Raw genomic sequence first — 18,857 nt, forward strand, 5'->3', positions numbered from 1 at the left:
AAATGATGTTGGGAGGTAAAAACTATCAGGCGCTTTTAGCTAACGCAACAGGTTGTAGCAGCCGATCGCCAGCGTACAGGCGCGCATTCAGGCTGCCGACGTAATAACGGCCACCGCGAACCGGCGGCTCGTTGCCGTCAGGCAACACCACGCTGATAGGTTCCTGGTGCCAACCGATCGGCTGAACGGTCATCTGCCAGAAGTGGCCACGCGGGCTAACCTCCAGCACCTGCACCGGCAACGGGCAGCGTTCGCTGCTCTCGGTGCCCACTTCCATCTCCCAAGGCCGCAGGAACAGATCCACGCTGCCCTGATGCATCGGCTGGAACGACAGCGGCCACTGGTGCGCGCCGACGAACAGTTGCGAGCCGCGGATTTCGCCGCTCAGGCGGTTCACTTCGCCCATGAACTCCAGCACAAAGCGGCTGGCCGGTTCGCGGACAATTTCTTCCGGCGAACCTACCTGCTCAATATTGCCCTGGCTCATCACCACGATGCGGTCGGCCACTTCCATCGCCTCTTCCTGATCGTGGGTGACGAACACGCTGGTAAACTTCAGCTCTTCATGCAACTGACGCAACCAACGGCGCAGTTCTTTACGCACCTGGGCATCCAGCGCACCAAAAGGTTCGTCCAGCAGCAGAATCTGCGGCTCTACCGCCAGTGCACGAGCCAAAGCTACGCGTTGCTTCTGGCCGCCGGAAAGCTGTGAGGGATAGCGGTTGGCCAAATGGCCAAGCTGCACCATCTCCAGCAGCTGGGTCACTTTTTGTTTGATTGCCGCGGCATTCGGACGTTCACGACGCGGCAGCACGCTCAGGCCAAAGGCAATATTGTCGAACACGGTCATATGGCGGAACAGCGCATAATGCTGGAACACGAAACCCACCCGGCGATCGCGGGCATGCACATGGCTGACGTCGGTGCCGTGGAAGCCCAGCTTGCCGCCGCTCTGGCTTTCCAGCCCGGCGATAATGCGCAGCAGCGTGGTTTTGCCGGAACCCGACGGCCCCAACAACGCCACCATCTCACCGGAGGCAATATCGAGCGAGATATCGTTCAATACCTTGGTACGACCGAAAAACTTGTTGATACCGTTAATCTCAATGCTCATGATTTTCCTCCCGCTCGAGACGTGCATTCTGACGTTCCAGACGCCATTGCAGGCCACTCTTCAAAAATAGGGTCACTATCGCCATCAGGGTCAGTAACCCGGCGGCGGTAAAGGAGCCAACAGTGTTGTAATCCTGTTGCAATAACTCGACCTGCAGCGGCAGGCTAAAGGTCTCGCCGCGAATAGAACCGGACACCACCGAGACCGCGCCGAATTCGCCAATGGCGCGCGCATTGGTCAGCACCACGCCGTACAACAGCGCCCAGCGAATGTTCGGCAACGTCACCCGGCGGAACATCTGCCAGCCGGAAGCGCCCAGTAAAATGGCGGCCTCGTCTTCCTGGCTGCCTTGGCTGAGCATCATCGGCACCAGCTCACGCACCACGAACGGACAGGTCACGAAAATGGTCACCAACACCATGCCCGGCCAAGAGAACATGATCTGGATATTGTGCGCATCCAGCCAACCGCCCAGCAGGCCATTGCTGCCGTAAAACAGCAGGTAAATCAGCCCCGCCACCACCGGTGACACGGCAAACGGAATGTCGATCAGCGTCAGCAGCAGCTGGCGGCCCGGGAAAGTGAACCGCGTCACCAACCAGGCCAGCAAGGTGCCGAACACCAGGTTGAACGGCACGGTAATCAGGGCAATCAGCACCGTCAGCCAGATAGCGTGCAACATGTCGCGATCGACCAGATTGCTCCACATCGCGCCGGCGCCCTTGGAAAAGGCTTCGGCGAAAATCGAAATGATCGGCACCACCAACAGCAATACCGAAAACAGCACGCCGATACCGATCAGCGTCCACTTGCCCCAATTGACGCGCGGGCGTTCGACGCCGTTGAACTCAGAGATATCCGCCATCAGTGCCCCCCGATGCGTCGGCCAAAGCGGCTTTGCAGAACGTTAATGCTGAACAGCAACAGCAGCGAAGCCGCCAGGATCACCGAGGCAATCGCACTGGCCGCCGGATAATCGAACTCCTGCAGGCGAACGAAAATCATCAGCGAGGTCACTTCCGTCTTCCAGGCGATGTTGCCGGCGATGAAAATCACCGCGCCGAATTCACCCAGGCTGCGGGTAAAGGAAATGGCCGTGCCGGCCAGCAGCGCCGGGGCCAGCTCCGGCATTACCACGCGGCGAAAGCTCTGCCAGCGGGTCGCACCCAGGGTCTCTGCGGCCTCTTCGTATTCGGGCCCCAGCTCTTCCAGCACCGGCTGAACGGTACGCACCACGAAGGGCAAACTGGTGAATGCCATCGCCACCGCGATGCCGAGCCAGGTGAACGTCACCTTGATGTCAAAATGCGCCAACCATTGGCCATACCACCCGGTGGTGGAAAACAGCCCCGCCAGCGTCAAACCGGCCACCGCCGTCGGCAGCGCAAACGGCAGGTCGATCAGGCCGTCCAGCAGCGTGCGCCCGGGGAAACGATAGCGAGTCAGGATCCAGGCCATCAGCATGCCGAACACCGCGTTGAACAAGCTGGCGACGCCCGCCGCCAGCAACGTGACCTTATAGGCGGCAACCACCTGCGGGTTGGAAACCACTTCCCAATATTGCGCCAGGCTCATCTGCGCCAGCTGCATCACCAGTGCGCTGAGCGGCAGCAGCAGGATCAGGCAAGTGTAAAACAGGCTGCTTCCCAGACTGAGACCAAACCCAGGCAGAACCCGTTTGCTGGACAACAACATTACTTATGCCCTGCCGCTAACAGTTGATCCAACTCGCCACCGGTAGAAAAGTGCGTCTTCATCACCTGTGGCCAGCCACCAAACTGATCTTCTACACGGAACAGTTTGGTCTGCGGGAACTGGCCCTTCGCGGCCGCCATCGCCTGCTTGTCATACACGCGATAGTAGAAGCTGGTGATCACCTGCTGCGCAGCCGGGCTGTAGAGGTAATTCAAATAATCTTTGGCGGCCTGTTCAGTACCGTTTCTTTCCACGTTTTTGTCGACCCAGGCGACCGGGAACTCCGCCAGAATATCGACCGGCGGCACGATCACCTGATACTTGTCTTCGCCATACTGCTTGCGGATATTGTTCACTTCCGACTCAAAACTGATCAGCACATCACCCAGGCCGCGTTCCACAAAGGTAGTGGTCGCACCGCGACCGCCGGTATCAAACACCAGCACGTTTTTCAGGAAACGGGTCATAAAGGCACGGGTTTTGGCCTGATCGTTGCCGTCAGCCTGGCTGGCGGCTCCCCAGGCAGCCAGATAGGTATAACGGCCGTTGCCGGAGGTTTTCGGGTTCGGAAACACCAGCTTCACATCGTCGCGCACCAAATCGTTCCAGCTATGGATGCCTTTTGGGTTGTCCTTGCGCACCAGGAAAGCCATGGTGGAATAGAAAGGTGAGCTGTTGTTCGGTAAGCGAGCCTGCCAGTCAGCCGGAATAAGTTGGCCGCGATCGTGCAGGATCTGCACGTCGGTCACCTGGTTGTAGGTCACGACGTCGGCACGTAACCCCTGCAATATGGCCAGCGCCTGCTTGGAAGAGCCTGCGTGAGATTGTTTGATGGTCAGCTTGTCGCCCGGATGCTGCTGGTTCCACTGCTGTTCAAAACCCGGGTTCAGCGCGGTAAACAATTCACGGGAAACGTCATAGGAGCTGTTCAGCAGCTCAGCGGCCGAAACGGTACCGCTGGCTAACAGCGCCGCCGCCAACCATCCTTTCAGCATGAAATTTTTAACCCGTGTTTGTTTCATTGTGCACCTTATAGCTGAATCAATCCGCCGGGCTTTCGCCCTGATGTTGACCAGTGTATTTATAACTAGGTGCGGAGCTGTAACGCTTTTATATACCGTTTAGTGATTTTCAAGCATCAAACGCTATAAGGCAGGGGCAGAGCGGCGTGGCAGAGGAGGAAGTTAATCCGGAGCCGGCATGGCCGACCCCGGAGGAAAGGTTAAAGCGACAGCAGGCGCGTCAACGAAGGCGCAAAGTAATAGCTGCCGGTCACCGCACGGCTAAAACGCAGCATCGCATCACGTTTGCCGTCCAAATCGCCAAACATGCTCAGCAGTTGTTTTTCGATGTTATGCAGGCGGGCGCAATAGGCGATGAAATATAGCCCGTGTTTACCGCTGGCAGTACCGTAAGGCAGACTCTGACGCAAAATCTTCAGGCCTTTACCGTCTTCTTTCAGATCGACACGGCTGACATGCGAGGTGTCAGGACGCTGCTCCGGCGGCAATTCTTCGCTGTCGTGCTTGGTGCGGCCGATAATCTGCTCCTGCTGCTCGGTGGTAAAGCGCTGCCACTGACGCAGGTTGTGTTCATAACGCTGCACCAGCACATAGCTGCCACCTGCGTCTTCTTCACCTTCGGCGATGACCGCCACTTCAGGACGTTTATCGCCCTGCGGGTTTTCAGTGCCGTCGATAAAGCCGCTCAGATCGCGCTCTTCCACCCAGCGGAATCCGTGGGTTTCTTCTTCAATCTTGATGGCGTTGCCGAACGCTGCCAGCGCCGCCTGCGCCAGCGTAAAGTTAACGTCATGACGCAGGGATTGGATGTGGATCAACAGATCGCGCTGGGTGGCCGGGGCCAACCCTTTGCCCAACGGGGTGAATGGCTTCAGCTCTTTTGCGCCCTGACCGCTGGAAAGGTCGTGCCAGACGTCATAGCCAAAGGCGATCACCGCGCCCAAATGCGCATCGGGAAACTGCTGTTGCAGCTCGGTCAACGTCTGGCAAAACTGCTTGCAGCCCTGACGTAAATCGGCGAATTCGCCCTGCACGGTGGCTTCCATAAAAATGGCGAAGCGGCAGTGTTCCAGTAAAATACCGCTCTGAACCTGGGTCATTATCGTTATCCTCAAATCGAAATCGAGTAACAGGCAGCTGTTTGTCCATGGGTTTCCTGTTACGAATGCGCAGTATCATACCCGATGAAAATGGGATTGCCTTGCATCAGCGCAAAGAAATTAGGGTTACCCATAACCGGGCAATCTTGCCCAAAGGTAGCGGTGATTTAACGTTCAGCGGGGATGGAAACCAGATAAATCAGGGGCGCCGCGGATCGGGCGCCCAGGGGGGAAGCTTTATTGCGGTTTGGCGTGCCAGATGATCTTGCTGACCGTCCAGCTTTTCAGCGTGTCATCCGGTGGGATGATATCTTGCGGGCCGGCCCACTTGCCGTCGAAGATATAGGTGACGTACTTGCTCTGCTGTGCGACGCACTCGACCTTGCCGGCATCGTCGCCGTCGGCCGGTTTACAGGCACCGAACGCCTTGCTGTACAGGTCACTGAACGGCGTGCCGAGCTTGCTGCCCCACTCGGTCGCGACTTTGCCGTCCATCACGTCCACGCGCTGCACGTGGCCCTTGGGTTCCCCGGTGATCACCAGCTTCACGTCGTTGCCGTCCATCGCCTGATAGTAGGAAACTATCTTGCCCTGGCTGGTGGCCATGCCACCGCGCAGGCGGTAATCGCCGTTCAACCCATCGTTAATGGCGCTTTCCGACATCGGGGTACCGGCGTTGAGGTCGCCAACGCCCTTGGCGCTGACTTCGAGGCTGCTGCCAAACCAGTTAAATGGCGACAGGCTGGACCAAGAGAAATTGGACATCGTCGAACAGCCGGTCAGTAACAGCGGAAGCCCTAACAACAGTGGGCGAACATTCATTTTTAGCTCCTTAACATCAATGACGGGGCACAGCCTGCTCTGCCCTGCCGCACTTGGCGTTTTGTTGCGTGTCAGCCTCTCACAACTGTCCACGCATCGCCATCGGTTGCGAGCTTGGAGTGCGGAAAATGAGAAAAGTGCCGCACTGTGCGGCAATTAACCCGCCTCATCCTGTACCACGAAACAGGCTTTAAGACGCGTACTCAGCAGCAAGTAAGCCAGCGCCAACGCATCGAGCAACGCCAGCACGATGTCCAACGCCGAAGGATTGTCGTCTTGCTGCCACAGGCTAAACAGGGAACCGCCCAGCGCTGCCAGCAGCGAAGCAATCAATACCCAGCGCCAGGCACGCCATAGCCGTGGCCACTGGTGACGACGCGGAGCAATCAAAAATGCCAACGCCGCCGGCAGCCCCAGCACGATGCCATACCAGAACCATTGGGTGTCCGGGTAAAACAGCGATAGCAGGCCTTCCCCCTGCTGGCGCGAAACCCCGGCCATCACAAACAGGATCCAGGTGCGGGCCTGTAAAATCAGTACGCCCCAAAACCACAGCGGCAAACGCAACGCACCGTGCTGATCGTAATCGTCGGGGGAAAAACGGGGTGGGAGTGGCTTCAACATCGATTCCTTGCCAATATCATGATGATTTTTCAAATGGGTGCCGTGTTTATTGTTTTCAATGCGCGCGCTTAAGAACCCCTTAAGATTTTCATGCTTTACTTAACCCCATCAAACCAGCAGTCCTGATTGGCAGGGCTTTGATTCTAGATTGAGATAAGGAAGCTTAAGATGAAAAAATATACCCTGGCAGCATTAATTGCTCTGTGTAGCGCACCGGTTCTGGCTCAGCAAGGCGGGTTCCTCGATCCTGCAGCACCGCAAACGCACACCCAAAACACGCAGCAAGGCGGATTTTCCGGCCCTAGCGCCGCGTTGACCACCGTCGACAAGGTCAAATCAATGAGTGATGACACCTGGGTGATGCTGCAAGGCAACATTGAGCAACGCGTCGGCGACGAGACCTATACCTTCCGCGACGCCAGCGGCACGCTGACGGTCGAGATCGACAAAAAACGCTGGAACGGTCAGACCATCACCCCGAAAGATAAAGTGCAGTTGGAAGGGAAAGTGGATAAAGACTGGAGCAACGTGGAAGTCGACGTGAAAACCATCAAAAAACTGCCCTAACGCGCAGTTTGGGCGGTGAAGCCTCACCGCCCAAAATATCGCTCAATATTCCTGATCTTCGATCAGCCGCTTGCCCAGGCTGGTAATGCTCTGGATCTCGTAACCGAGTTTCTCGTACATCTCGATCACCGTGTCGTTATCTTCCCGCACCATCAGTTGGATCTTCGGGCAACCGCGCGCGATCAATTTTTTTTCTAACCGGCTGATCAACGCATTGGCGATACCGCGTCCGCGATAATCCGGATGCACCCCGAGATAATACGCCGAGCCACGATGACCGTCGTATCCCCCCATCACCGACCCCACGACTTCCCCGCCCACTTCCGCGACCAGAAACAGATCCGGATCGTGATTCAGTTTGCGCTCAATATCCATCTCAGGATCGTTCCACGGCCGCAGCAGATCGCAGCGCTCCCACAGGGTAATGACTTCTTCAAAGTCGTCTTGTCGAAATACGCGAATTTCCATCGATGTTCGCCGCTGTTAATTAAGATGTTTATCTGATTATCGCGGGATTATTCACTTACGCAATATCAAACTGCGATTTCCCCGGGCAATAATGCAGAAATCCCCGGTAACTCGCGTAATAAATGGACATAGTTATCCGGTCGATTAATGATTATCAATACGATATAACGTCGCAAAATAGAATTTGTCGATGGAGCGTAGCGTTATGAAAAAGCAGGTTAAACCCTTCCTCAATTTTAAACCGCTCCCCGTTTCTCCCACGCGACGTCAATTACTGCTTTCTGGTCTGGCGCTGGTGCTGCTCGGCAGCAAGAGCCAAACGGCCCAAGCCGAAACCGGCGGCATGCTGCGCAAGCAACACGCTAAAACTGCGCCCAAACCCAGCGGCAGCAAAAGGCTGGTGATGATCGACCCCGGTCACGGCGGCATCGATTCGGGCGCCGTCGGCAGAGAAGGTTCGCAGGAAAAACACGTGGTGCTGGAGATTGCCAACCATGTGCGTCGCATTCTGCACGAACAGGAACACGTTGAAGTGCGCCTGACGCGGGAAGAAGACGAGTTTATCCCCCTGTTTCAGCGGGTGGAGATTGCCCACCAGCATCAGGCCGATCTGTTTATCTCTATCCATGCCGACGGTTTTACCAGCCCGGAAGCCTCCGGCGCCTCGGTGTTTGCCCTATCCAATCGCGGTGCCAGCAGCGCCATGGCGCGTTATCTGTCCAACCGCGAAAATGCTGCCGATGACGTGGCCGGTGGCAAATACAAAAATCAGGACAACTATCTGCAGCAGGTGCTGTTCGACCTGGTGCAAACCGATACCATCAACAACAGCCTGACGCTCGGCCGCCACGTGCTCGGCCAGATCCGCCCGGTGCATCATCTGCACAGCAACAGCACCGAACAAGCGGCGTTCGCGGTGCTGAAATCCCCGTCGATTCCGTCGGTACTGGTCGAAACCTCGTTTATCACCAATCCGGCGGAAGAACGCCTGCTTGGCACCACCGCATTCCGCGAGAAAATCGCCCGCGCCATCGCCGACGGCGTGATCAGTTTCTTCAGCTATTACGATTCACACCAACGAAAACCCGGCTGATACTGCCAGCCACGGTGAATAAAGGTATACTCTGCGGCTTGTTCAGTCAGACGCTGTGAATTAATCCGTATGAGTTTATCGACCATCGCAGAAGTAAAATCCTTCCTGCTGGCACTGCAGGACCGCATCTGCACGCAGCTGGCTCAGGCCGACGGCGGCGCCGTTTTCAACGAGGACCGCTGGACGCGGGAAGAAGGCGGCGGTGGCCGCAGCCGGGTATTGACCGACGGCGCGGTGTTCGAACAAGCGGGCGTCAACTTCTCACACGTCTCAGGTGCCACCCTGCCCACCTCCGCTACCGCGCACCGCCCCGAGTTGGCCGGCCGCAGCTTCCAGGCGATGGGCGTGTCGTTGGTGATCCACCCGCGCAGCCCTTATATCCCGACCAGCCACGCCAACGTGCGGTTTTTCATTGCGGAAAAGCCGGGCGAAGAACCGGTGTGGTGGTTTGGCGGCGGCTTTGATCTGACCCCCTTCTACGGCTTTGAAGAAGATGCCATTCATTGGCACCGCACCGCCGAACAGCTGTGCGCCCCCTTCGGCGAGCAGGTGTATCCCAAATACAAAAAGTGGTGCGATGACTATTTCTTTATCAAGCACCGCAACGAAGCGCGCGGCATCGGCGGCCTGTTCTTTGACGATCTCAACACGCCCGACTTCGCTACCTGTTTCGCGTTTACCCAAGCGGTGGGCGAAGGCTTCCTCGATGCCTATTTGCCGATCGTGGAAAAACGCAAGGCGCTGAGTTGGGGCGATAACCAACGTCAGTTCCAGCTGTATCGCCGTGGCCGCTACGTCGAGTTCAATTTAGTCTGGGATCGCGGCACGCTGTTTGGCTTGCAAACCGGCGGACGTACCGAATCCATCCTGATGTCGATGCCGCCGCTGGTACGCTGGGAATACAACTATCAACCGGCGGAAGACAGCCCGGAAGCGGCCCTTTACCGTGATTTCCTGCCGGTGCGCGATTGGTTGAAGGAGCCGGAATAATGCAGATTTGGGTCGATGCGGACGCCTGTCCCAACGTGATCAAAGAAGTGCTGTTTCGCGCGGCGGATCGTACCGCCATGTCGGTAACGCTGGTCGCCAACCAACCGCTGAGAACGCCGCCTTCCAGGCATATCCACACTCTGCAGGTGGCGGCCGGTTTTGACGTGGCGGATAACGAAATCGTGCGCCGCTGCGAGAAAGGCGATCTGGTGATCACCGCCGATATCCCGCTGGCTGCCGAGGTGATCGAAAAAGGCGCGGTGGCGCTGAATCCGCGCGGGGAACGCTATACGCCAGACACCATTCGTGAGCGCCTGAACATGCGCGACTTTATGGACACCCTGCGCTCCAGCGGTATCCAGACCGGTGGCCCGAATACGCTGAACCAGCGCGACCGTCAGCAGTTCGCCAACGAGCTGGACAAGTGGTTGCAGCAGGCAAAACGGGCGCAGTGATTGCGCCCGTACTCCGCTTAGAATCGCACCTCCCCGCCGAAGATATAGGTTCGGCCGCGGGCGGTGTTGGTCGGTGTGAAGTCCTGTCCCTGGGACGGCATCGAGTTCATCTTGTTCAACGCATCGGAATAGTCTCTGTCCATCAGGTTCTGCACGCTGAATTTCAACAGCAGGTTACGGTTGAACTGATAGGTGCTGTACAGATCGATAATCGTCGGGATGTGCGGCGCAGGCTCTTTCAGCAATTGCTCATTTTCGTCCCGATCCGAATTTGGCGACAGGCGAACCGCTTTACCCGTGTATTTGACCAATCCGCCCAGCGTCAGTTTCTCGTCCAGCAAACGAACCCCAGAATCTAACGTGAAATAAAATTCCGGCAGTTCGCTGATGTCACCGGCACCGAATTCGTTGCTGGCCTGATTGGTCGGTTGGCTGGTGTGCTCTTTGCTCAGGGAAAGTTTGGTGTAGGCGAAACCGGCATCATACATTGCCTCTACTTCCACCCCACGCATTCTGACCGGCTCATAAGCATTGCTGTACATGGTCATCAAGACATTCTCATTGGCGTTATCCCACTCTTCCTGCGTCGACTGAGCTCGGTTGCACTTGCGACGATTGCTGCACACCATGTAGTTTTGGCTGGAAATGTAATTTTTGATCTTTGATTCAAAATACACCGCCTTCAGCTGGAAGCTGTCCTGCTTGAACAACAGGTCATGAGCATTGGCGTTGAAGCCGGCCTGGTAGGTTTCAGCGGTTTCGCCCTTCAGGAACGGGTTCATCGACTGCCCGCCGCTGTTGGCGAAGAACACCTCCTGAATATTCGGCCCGCGCATCGACTTGCTGTAGCTGACAAACGGCTGCAACCATGGCGTCACCTGCGCCGATAACAGCACCGACGGATTAAAACCGTGCTCTTTCAAATTGATATTGCTGGCCCCCTGCGGGAAGCAGGCCACGCGCTCATCACAGGCAGGTTTATAACCGGAAATATCATAGGAACTGTAGTTCAGATCAAAGTTGCTCTGCCAGATGCCGTAGTTAAGCTGCAGCCCGCTGTAAAGGCTGGCGATATTTTGTTTACCCGCGATCCCCACCGGCGAACTTTCCGCCTGGTTATCGTCGGTTACCAGCCCGGATGCGTGCTTCTTGTATTCGTTACGGATCAGCTTGCCACCATAGCTGAAGGCAAAATCGACCTCCTGCAGGCTGAAACGGCTGGTGTTATTGACGTCCAGCGCGTCCGAGATATTTTTCGCCTTGCTGTCGCTAAACCCTGCCATATTGTCAGACATGAATTTCTGCTCACCGCGGCTGGTACTGGCTGTCAGATTAAAATCAATCAGCTCGGAGAAAGGCGCATAGTGATATTTAATATAGAAGTCATTACTGTCGATATGACGGCGGGTTATTTTATTCTGGTAGGTCCTGGCCGACAGTTCGATACTATTAAAAGCGTCTGGCTTAATATCGACTTTGAATAACTGGGATTTAGGGTTCTGTCGATAAGTTTTATCAACGTTAAACTCTTCACTGTCAAAACCGGAGCCGTTTTTGTAATTAGACGTGATGGAACTGCCGCTGATGGCTGCCATCGCGCCCAGGCTGCCGCCTTCACCAAAGGCGCCGGTTTTCCCGCCCACGGCAATCATGCCGCTGCGGCCAATGCCGTTATTGCCCACGGAAAATTTGGTGCGCACGCCAAAGGGATTATCGGAAAACACCACGTCATCCACACCCAGGGTGCGGAAGTTGGCGCTGCCTGCCAACGCATTCACTCCGGCGGAGCCCGTCGCATTGCCGCGCGCTACATCAACGCCGACGATAAAATTGGGGTCGATCAGCGCACCGAACTGGCTGGTGGGTAACCCGCCATGGGCTGCATCGCTCGGCGAACTGCCGTAGTAGTTCTGGGTAATACCGTCCACCATGGTATTAACGCGGCCAAAGCCGCTCATGCCGCGGATATTGACGCTAACCGATCCCTGGCCCGGATCGATTTGGGTATAGGTGCCCGGCATGCTGCGCAAAATGCTGTCTACCGATTCGAGATTCTTATTTTCTCCTCGTGAGCTGAAGGCACCCGGTTTTTCTAACGCCTCCTTTTCGCTACGGTCGCTTTCTGTCGCAGCCGAAACGTTCAACGGGCTAAACACCACGTTGCCCTTGCCATTGTCTGCCCCGTCTTGCGCAGCCGTCGCCGTCCCGCTCAGCGCTATTCCCGCACCGATCAGGCTTACCAGTAATTTAATTTTCATAGATCCCCAGAAATGACCAAAAAGATGTTATGGCCGACAATGCCCAGCACAAAGCCCGCCGAAATCGACGGTAAAATTAACGCTTTATCGTTTTAATAAGCCGCCAGGTTATTTCCTGGCGGCCAGAAGGGTTATTTCCGCGTTTTCTGATCCACCGCCAAAATAAAGCTGTATTCCAAGGCGCTATTTTCCAGCCGCGTCAGTCGGCCCGATTTGCCGCCGTGTCCGGCCGTCATATCGGTGGCCAGCAGCAGCAGCGAATCGCCCTGTTTAAAGCGACGCAGTTTGGCCACCCATTTTGCCGGTTCCCAATATTGCACCTGCGAATCATACAGGCCGCTGGTCACCAACAGGTTCGGGTACGCCTGCTTGCGTACGTTGTCGTAGGGGCTATAAGACTTCATCAGCGCATAGGCTTCTGGTTGATTTGGGTTACCCCACTCTTCATATTCGCCGACGGTCAGTGGAATGCTGTCGTCGAGCATGGTGGTCAAAACATCCACGAAAGGCACCTGCGCCACCACCGCGTTATACAGCTGCGGCGCCTGATTGATCACCGCGCCCATCAGCAAGCCGCCGGCGCTGCCCCCCATGGCATAGATACGCCCCGGCTGGCCGTAACCCTGTTTGATTAACGCCTGGGTTGCATCGATAAAGTCGCTGAAGGTGTTGGGTTTATGGCTCAGTTTGCCCTGCTGATACCAGTTCTGCCCCAATTCACCGCCGCCACGCACGTGGATCAGCGCATAAACAAAACCGCGATCCAGTAAACTGATGCGGTTGGCGCTGAAGGCCGGATCCATACTCATGCCATAGGCGCCATAGCCGTACACCAGCAGCGGGCTGTGCCCCGGTTTGAACATCGCACGGTTGTAGACCAGCGAGACGGGTACCTTCACACCGTCACGCGCGCTGATCCACACTCGTTCGCTGTGGTACTGGCTGGGATCAACCCCTTTCACTTCCTGCTGTTTCAACAGGGTACGAGTGCCTTTATCAAGATCCCATTCGTAGGTGCTGGTCGGCGTGGTCATCGCCGAATAGCCGTAGCGCAGGTGCTGATTGTCCGGATCGGGGTTATAGCCCAGCCAGGCCATGTAGCTGGCGTCATCGAACGGAATGCTGCGCTGGGTTTTGCCGTCCCAACTGATTTGCCGTAGCTGTACCAGGCCATCGCCACGCTCTTTCACCACCAGCCAGTCGCGGAATAAGGTGAAACCTTCGACCTCGCGCTTTTCCTGCGGTGCAATCAGCGTCTGCCACGGTTTATCGAGCGCCGCGGTGTGATAGAGACCAAAATGCGGGCTTTGGTGATTGGAGCGTAAATAGAACTCGCCGCGATAATGGTCGAGGTAATATTCATGGCCGTTCCGACGGGCGGCAAACAGCACCGGCGCTTTCAGCGGTTGGTTGGCATCGATCAGCCGCGCCTCAGAGGTAGTGTTGCCGCTGATGGTAATAATGAGGTAGTCGCGGGAGGAGGAATGGGCCAGGCTCAGATAAAACGCCGCGTCATCTTCCTGATACACCAGTTTATCGTCCGCGACCGGCGTACCGAACTGATGGCGATAAACCTGGTACGGCAACAGCGTTTGCGGATGGTTGCGAATATAAAACAGCGTCTTGCCATCGTTGGCCCACACCATGTCGCCAGAGGTGTTTTCAATCACTTCCGCGGCCCATTTCTCGCTGTCGACATTACGCAACGAAATACGGTACTGCCTGCGCCCCTGATAATCTTCGGCGATCGCCATCCGCTGATTGTCCTGGCTTATCTCCAGACCGCCAACACGGTAATAAGCCTGCCCTGTCGCGCGCTGGTTGGCATCCAGCAAGGTTTGCCATGGCGCATCGGCGGTAAGGGCCTGACGCTGGTACAGGGCAAAATCCTTGCCCGCCGCATAGCTTTCCTGATAGCGGTAGCCGTTCAGTTGATAAGGTACCGAGCGATCTTCCGGGCTCATGCGGCCGAGCATTTCCTGGTACAGCGTATCGCGCAGTTTTTTGTACGGCTGCATCATCTGTTCGGTATAACGGTTTTCCGCCGTCAAATAATCCAGCATCTTTTTATTCTGGCGGCTGTCGTCGCGCAACCAATAGTAATCATCTACCCGGGTTTCACCCTGGGCGGTCAACTTTTTTGGGATGATTTCCGCGCTGGGAGCCTGCGGTGCCGCCTGAACGGCCTGGCCCATTAAGCTTAATGAGATCACGACAGAGGTTGCCGCACGCCAACAACGGCCCGGCAAAAGTGGATATTTCATAGTCCCTCACGATGGTTTGACATCGGCAACGCCTGCTTTTGTTTCAGCAAACAAAAGGCCGCTGCCGTCGGCATAAACTATTGGACGGCGTGCAACGCCGCCAGATTAAAATCGATGGGCATCGTCACCCGAACCTTGTCCTGCTGAAGCATCTCCACCGGCGGCTGCGGCAAAGGCTGCGCCCGAGTCACCACCGCCAGTGCCTCCCGATCCAGCGAGGCAGTACCTGACGACGCCTGCAATCTCAAATCAGACACCCGGCCCTGCGCATCCACCGTAAAGACCACCTGCGGCATGCCTGTACGGCGGCGGCGCTGTGCATCCGACGGATAGCGTTTGATGCGGTTCAGCAGCCCCTTAACCTGACTTTCCCACGACAGCTTGGCCTGCAGTTGACTGGCGGAATCACTGTTCAGCGGTGCCGCCGCCTGCCGGGCAACATTCAACGCTTTCGGTGCCGCGGCGCTGGAGGCCGCAGCGTGTTTGGTCTCTTTTGCCTGCTCCTCGGGCTTCGGCTGAGTTTTCTGCGGCGGCCGCTGTTCAGTTCGCTTCTTTTCGGCCACGGCAATCTTGGTTTTTTCAGCCCTTGCCAGCTTTGGTAAGTCGGGTTGTTCTTGCTGTTCAGCCGGTTGTGCAGCAGACGACTGCGCCTGCTGTACGCCTAGCGGTAAGGGTTTGGGACTTTCCGGCGCTTCAATCTGCGCGGCCCAGCTCATCATTACCGCCGGAGGCGGCAATTGCATCGGCGGCAGCGAGCGTGGCGGCCAGTAAAACAACAGTACCAGCGCCACATGTGCCGCGATAGCGCACACAAAACCGCGCGCCCAGCGCGGTTGCGGCATCGCAGGGGCCGAAAAAGAGAAAGACTGACTTAGCATAGGGACATTAGATTACTTAATTGCGAATGATTGCAGATCACATTTGCTAATGATAATCATTTGTAATTATTATTAACAGTCCTTTTCACTGCCTTAACAGATTCATTTTACGGCCGGGGTGATCCACAGGTAATCGGCCAACTGTTTGTCGACCTGTACCCCGGGTTCCGCCAGCATCAGTACCGTTGGCAACGCAGCCGGTTGCAAATCCTGCACGTGCAGTGGCACTCCTACGGATTTGGCGGCATGGTAGCCACCGGCAATCAACAGCGCGGGAGTGGGCGCGGCCAGCAGGCGTTCGGCCATGCGGCGGTCACGCTGCTGTTGGATCGCCAGCATCGCATGCAATTGTTGAGGTTCAATCTTGCCGCCGTGCGAAGTGCGGATAGTTTCCTCCAGCGCTTTCTGCACCACCGGACGGACCGACAGTTGGCCCTGCGGGAAACTTGGCTGCTGATAAAAAGCCATGATTTCATCGCGATCCAGATTAGCCGACCACAGCGGATAGGGTGCACGCATCGCCGCCATTACCACATCGCCGTACAGCGACCATTTCCACCCCGACTGCCAGCCGATCAACTCCGCTACGCGTCCGTCGCGAACGCTGGGGTCCCCCTGCAGCCACTGTTTCACCTGGTTAACCTTGTCTTGCTGATTCGGGTTAATCATTTCCATCAGCACGCTACCCTGGGGACGCTGCTGCGGTAGGTTTTGCACTAGCCACAGCTCAATCTGATGGTGATAGGGGTTATCGTGTTTTTCGCCGACAATGACCCGCGGTTGAGCGGCCAAACGGGCCAGAAGCTGGTCAGGTGACAGGCTTTCTCCACTGCGCAAATCCGTAATTTTGCCCAAACTATCAAGGGTAGTTTTTGGCGAGGAAACCGGGGTTTGGCTACAGGCGGCGAGCGCCAGCGCGGCCAATAAAATCAAAAGTCTCATGATGCTGCCCTGTCATAAAAAGTGGCGACATTATAGATAATAATTATCATTTGCATATAGACAACCCCCTTTCCTGCGACATCGATAACTATTTTTTTACTTTAGGATCTCTGACCACGCATTGATTTCATGAAGTATTGCAGGTATAACCAATAGCCATTTAGCAGCTTAGACGTCTATACGGGTAAAACACCATGCACTCACCTGTCCCCGCCGAAGGGCAATTCAAACGCACCATGAAGGCCCGGCACCTGGTGATGCTGTCGCTGGGTGGCGTGATCGGTACCGGGCTGTTTTTCAACACCGGCTATATCATTTCCACCACCGGCGCCCTGGGTACCCTGCTGGCCTATCTGATTGGCGCACTGGTGGTCTATCTGGTCATGCTGTGCCTGGGCGAGCTTTCGGTGGCGATGCCGGAAACCGGCGCCTTCCATGTTTATGCCTCCCGCTATCTTGGTCCGGCGACCGGTTATACCGTGGCCTGGCTCTATTGGCTCACCTGGACCGTCGCACTCGGTTCCAGCCTGACCGCCGCCGGTTTCTGCATGCAGTATTGGTTCCCACAGTCACCGGTTTGGCTGTGGTGTTTAATTTTCTGCGCGGCCATTTTCCTGCTCAACGTAGTCACCACTCGCTTCTTCGCGGAGAGCGAATTCTGGTTCTCGTTGATCAAGGTGATCACTATTTTGGCGTTTATCATCCTCGGCGGAGCAGCCATGTTTGGCCTGCTGCCGATGAAAGACGGCACCCCGGCTCCCTTTCTGCATAACCTGACCGCCTCCGGCTGGCTGCCCAACGGCACCCTGCCGATCCTGATGACGATGGTGGCGGTCAACTTCGCTTTCTCCGGCACGGAGCTTATCGGCATTGCCGCAGGCGAAACCGAAAATCCGGAAAAGGTGGTGCCCTGGGCGATACGCACCACGGTGATCCGCCTGATGCTGTTCTTTGTCGGCACGGTGTTTATTCTGGCTGCGCTGATCCCGATGGATCAGGCCGGGATTGTCAAAAGCCCGTTTGTGTTGGTGTTTGAACGCATCGGCGTGCCCTATGCCGCCGATATCTTTAATTTCGTCATCCTGACCGCCATCCTGTCGGCCGCCAACTCAGGCCTGTACGCTTCGGGCCGCATGCTGTGGTCGCTGGCCAACCAGCGCACCCTGCCGGCCTATTTTTCTCGCGTCAATAAACGCGGCATTCCGATCAATGCGCTGACCTTCAGCATGCTTGGCGGCGTACTGGCGCTGTTAACCAGCGTGATTGCGCCGGACACGGTGTTTGTTGCCCTGTCGGCCATTTCCGGCTTTGCCGTGGTGGCAGTTTGGTTGAGCATCTGCGCCTCCCACTACGCTTTCCGCCGCCACTATCTGCGCAGCGGCCAGCCGATCGCCGGCCTGAAATACCGCGCGCCGGGCTATCCGTTAACGCCGATCGTCGGTTTTTCCCTGTGCCTGCTGGCCTGTGTCGGACTGGCGTTCGATCCGGAGCAGCGCATCGCGCTTTACTGCGGGCTGCCGTTCGTCGCACTGTGCTACGCCGCCTATTATCTGACCCGCCGCAACGGGCAAAAAACATCTTTGGGAGAAAATCATGTCGGTTAACAACCCCGTCGCCACGCTGTTGGCTACCCACAACACGCTGATCCTTGACGGCGCACTGGCGACCGAACTGGAGGCTCGCGGCTGTGACCTCAGTGATCCCCTGTGGTCGGCCAAGGTGCTGATCGAAAACCCCGAGCTGATTTATCAGGTTCATCTCGACTATTTCAACGCGGGGGCGCAGTGCGCCATCACCGCCAGCTATCAGGCCACGCCACAGGGCTTTTTGCGCCGGGGGCTGGATTACGAGCAGTCACTGGCGCTGATCGCCAAAAGCGTGCACCTGGCGCAACAGGCGCGCAGCGACTTTCTGGCTCAGCACCCGCAGGCAACCCCCTTGCCGATCGCCGGCTCGGTCGGCCCCTATGGCGCTTATCTGGCCGACGGCTCTGAATATCGCGGCGATTACGCATTACCGCAGGAGGAAATGATCGCCTTCCACCGCCCACGCATCCGTTCGTTGGCCGAAGCCGGCGTAGATCTGTTGGCCTGTGAAACCCTGCCCTCGTTCACCGAGCTGCAGGCGTTGCTCACGCTGTTGCAAGAATTCCCGACGCTCGGCGCCTGGTTCGCCTTCACCCTGCGCGACAGCCAACACCTCAGCGACGGCACGCCGCTGACGCAGGTGCTGGCAGCGCTGCACGGCAATCCGCAGGCGTTGGCGATTGGCATCAACTGCATTGCGCTGGAAAATGTAGCTCCGGCGCTGCGCCAATTTGCCGTGCTGACCGATAAACCGCTGTTGGTCTATCCTAACTCCGGCGAACATTACGACGCGGTGAGCAAAACCTGGCACGCCTGCGGCGGCGAGCACGGCAGCCTGATTGATCAGGTAGGAGAATGGCAACGCATCGGCGCACGGCTGATCGGCGGCTGCTGCCGGACTACGCCAAAGGATATTCGCCAGATCGCGGCACTCTGCAAGGCATAAAAAAGCCCCCTGCGCCAAGGCGTCAGGGGGCGG

At 56.9% G+C, this 18,857-nt stretch carries 18 protein-coding genes; 6 read left to right on the forward strand and 12 right to left on the reverse strand.

Features of this window, described 5'->3' with window-relative positions; all coding sequences use genetic code 11:
* Positions 1-25 precede the first annotated feature (25 nt).
* The 7 genes from cysA to EBA31_RS18880 form a co-directional block, all read right to left on the reverse strand.
* Positions 26-1,114, reverse strand: a complete 1,089-nt coding sequence (gene cysA / locus EBA31_RS18850; RefSeq protein ID WP_122079961.1) for a sulfate/thiosulfate ABC transporter ATP-binding protein CysA — start codon at positions 1,112-1,114, stop codon at positions 26-28.
* Complete coding sequence (cysW, locus tag EBA31_RS18855) at positions 1,104-1,979, reverse strand: sulfate/thiosulfate ABC transporter permease CysW (RefSeq protein WP_044552778.1); 876 nt, start codon at positions 1,977-1,979, stop codon at positions 1,104-1,106. The genes cysA and cysW overlap by 11 nt, the downstream gene beginning before the upstream one ends.
* A complete protein-coding gene (gene cysT / locus EBA31_RS18860; RefSeq protein ID WP_020827999.1) occupies positions 1,979-2,809 on the reverse strand; it encodes a sulfate/thiosulfate ABC transporter permease CysT in 831 nt (276 codons plus the stop codon). Before cysT ends, cysW begins: the two co-directional genes overlap by 1 nt.
* The gene (locus EBA31_RS18865) at positions 2,809-3,831 is read right to left on the reverse strand and encodes a sulfate ABC transporter substrate-binding protein (protein ID WP_020828000.1); all 1,023 of its coding nucleotides are present in this window, start codon (positions 3,829-3,831) and stop codon (positions 2,809-2,811) included. Before EBA31_RS18865 ends, cysT begins: the two co-directional genes overlap by 1 nt.
* Positions 3,832-4,031: 200 nt before the next feature.
* Complete coding sequence (locus EBA31_RS18870; protein ID WP_115058356.1) at positions 4,032-4,931, reverse strand: Dyp-type peroxidase; 900 nt, start codon at positions 4,929-4,931, stop codon at positions 4,032-4,034.
* A gap of 237 nt (positions 4,932-5,168) precedes the next feature.
* Complete coding sequence (locus EBA31_RS18875) at positions 5,169-5,753, reverse strand: RpoE-regulated lipoprotein (protein ID WP_122079962.1); 585 nt, start codon at positions 5,751-5,753, stop codon at positions 5,169-5,171.
* 156 nt (positions 5,754-5,909) lie between these two features.
* Positions 5,910-6,374: a DUF2919 domain-containing protein gene (locus EBA31_RS18880; RefSeq protein ID WP_122080660.1), complete on the reverse strand. Its 465-nt coding sequence runs from the start codon at positions 6,372-6,374 to the stop codon at positions 5,910-5,912.
* Positions 6,375-6,545: 171 nt separating this feature from the next.
* Between EBA31_RS18880 and EBA31_RS18885 the strand changes: the two genes are divergently transcribed.
* Complete coding sequence (locus EBA31_RS18885; RefSeq protein WP_020828004.1) at positions 6,546-6,944, forward strand: YgiW/YdeI family stress tolerance OB fold protein; 399 nt, start codon at positions 6,546-6,548, stop codon at positions 6,942-6,944.
* A 42-nt stretch (positions 6,945-6,986) separates the two neighbouring features.
* Here the strand turns inward: EBA31_RS18885 and EBA31_RS18890 are convergent, their stop codons facing one another.
* On the reverse strand, positions 6,987-7,412 hold the full coding sequence (locus EBA31_RS18890) for a GNAT family acetyltransferase (RefSeq protein ID WP_020828005.1): 426 nt from the start codon (positions 7,410-7,412) through the stop codon (positions 6,987-6,989).
* Positions 7,413-7,617: 205 nt separating this feature from the next.
* Here EBA31_RS18890 and amiA point away from each other — a divergent pair, with 205 nt between their 5' ends.
* The 3 genes from amiA (at position 7,618) to EBA31_RS18905 (ending at position 9,950) form a co-directional block, all read left to right on the forward strand.
* The gene (gene amiA, locus EBA31_RS18895; RefSeq protein ID WP_020828006.1) at positions 7,618-8,505 is read left to right on the forward strand and encodes an N-acetylmuramoyl-L-alanine amidase AmiA; all 888 of its coding nucleotides are present in this window, start codon (positions 7,618-7,620) and stop codon (positions 8,503-8,505) included.
* A 69-nt stretch (positions 8,506-8,574) separates the two neighbouring features.
* Positions 8,575-9,495 carry an oxygen-dependent coproporphyrinogen oxidase gene (gene hemF, locus EBA31_RS18900; protein ID WP_122079963.1) on the forward strand — a complete coding sequence of 307 codons (921 nt, stop codon included), beginning with the start codon at positions 8,575-8,577 and terminating at the stop codon, positions 9,493-9,495.
* Entirely contained in the window at positions 9,495-9,950 is a 456-nt protein-coding gene (locus EBA31_RS18905) for a YaiI/YqxD family protein (RefSeq protein WP_020828008.1), read from the forward strand. The genes hemF and EBA31_RS18905 overlap by 1 nt, the downstream gene beginning before the upstream one ends.
* 17 nt (positions 9,951-9,967) lie before the next feature.
* On the opposite strand, the gene EBA31_RS18910 is transcribed toward EBA31_RS18905, so the two are convergent.
* The 4 genes from EBA31_RS18910 to EBA31_RS18925 all read right to left on the reverse strand — a co-directional run bounded on the left by EBA31_RS18910 (position 9,968) and on the right by EBA31_RS18925 (position 16,292).
* Entirely contained in the window at positions 9,968-12,208 is a 2,241-nt protein-coding gene (locus EBA31_RS18910) for a TonB-dependent receptor domain-containing protein (RefSeq protein ID WP_122079964.1), read from the reverse strand.
* Positions 12,209-12,339: 131 nt separating this feature from the next.
* On the reverse strand, positions 12,340-14,472 hold the full coding sequence (locus tag EBA31_RS18915; RefSeq protein ID WP_122079965.1) for a S9 family peptidase: 2,133 nt from the start codon (positions 14,470-14,472) through the stop codon (positions 12,340-12,342).
* Between the two features lie 77 nt (positions 14,473-14,549).
* The gene (locus tag EBA31_RS18920) at positions 14,550-15,350 is read right to left on the reverse strand and encodes an energy transducer TonB (RefSeq protein WP_048760984.1); all 801 of its coding nucleotides are present in this window, start codon (positions 15,348-15,350) and stop codon (positions 14,550-14,552) included.
* Positions 15,351-15,452: 102 nt separating this feature from the next.
* On the reverse strand, positions 15,453-16,292 hold the full coding sequence (locus EBA31_RS18925; RefSeq protein WP_122079966.1) for a ChaN family lipoprotein: 840 nt from the start codon (positions 16,290-16,292) through the stop codon (positions 15,453-15,455).
* Between the two features lie 194 nt (positions 16,293-16,486).
* On the opposite strand from EBA31_RS18925, the gene mmuP reads away from it, so the two are divergent.
* Positions 16,487-17,896 carry an S-methylmethionine permease gene (mmuP, locus tag EBA31_RS18930; RefSeq protein WP_122079967.1) on the forward strand — a complete coding sequence of 470 codons (1,410 nt, stop codon included), beginning with the start codon at positions 16,487-16,489 and terminating at the stop codon, positions 17,894-17,896.
* Complete coding sequence (gene mmuM, locus EBA31_RS18935; protein ID WP_122079968.1) at positions 17,886-18,824, forward strand: homocysteine S-methyltransferase; 939 nt, start codon at positions 17,886-17,888, stop codon at positions 18,822-18,824. The genes mmuP and mmuM overlap by 11 nt, the downstream gene beginning before the upstream one ends.
* Positions 18,825-18,857 lie beyond the last annotated feature (33 nt).

Origin of the sequence: Serratia sp. P2ACOL2 (assembly GCF_003691565.1) — a bacterium.
Classification (GTDB): Bacteria; Pseudomonadota; Gammaproteobacteria; order Enterobacterales; family Enterobacteriaceae; genus Serratia; species Serratia liquefaciens.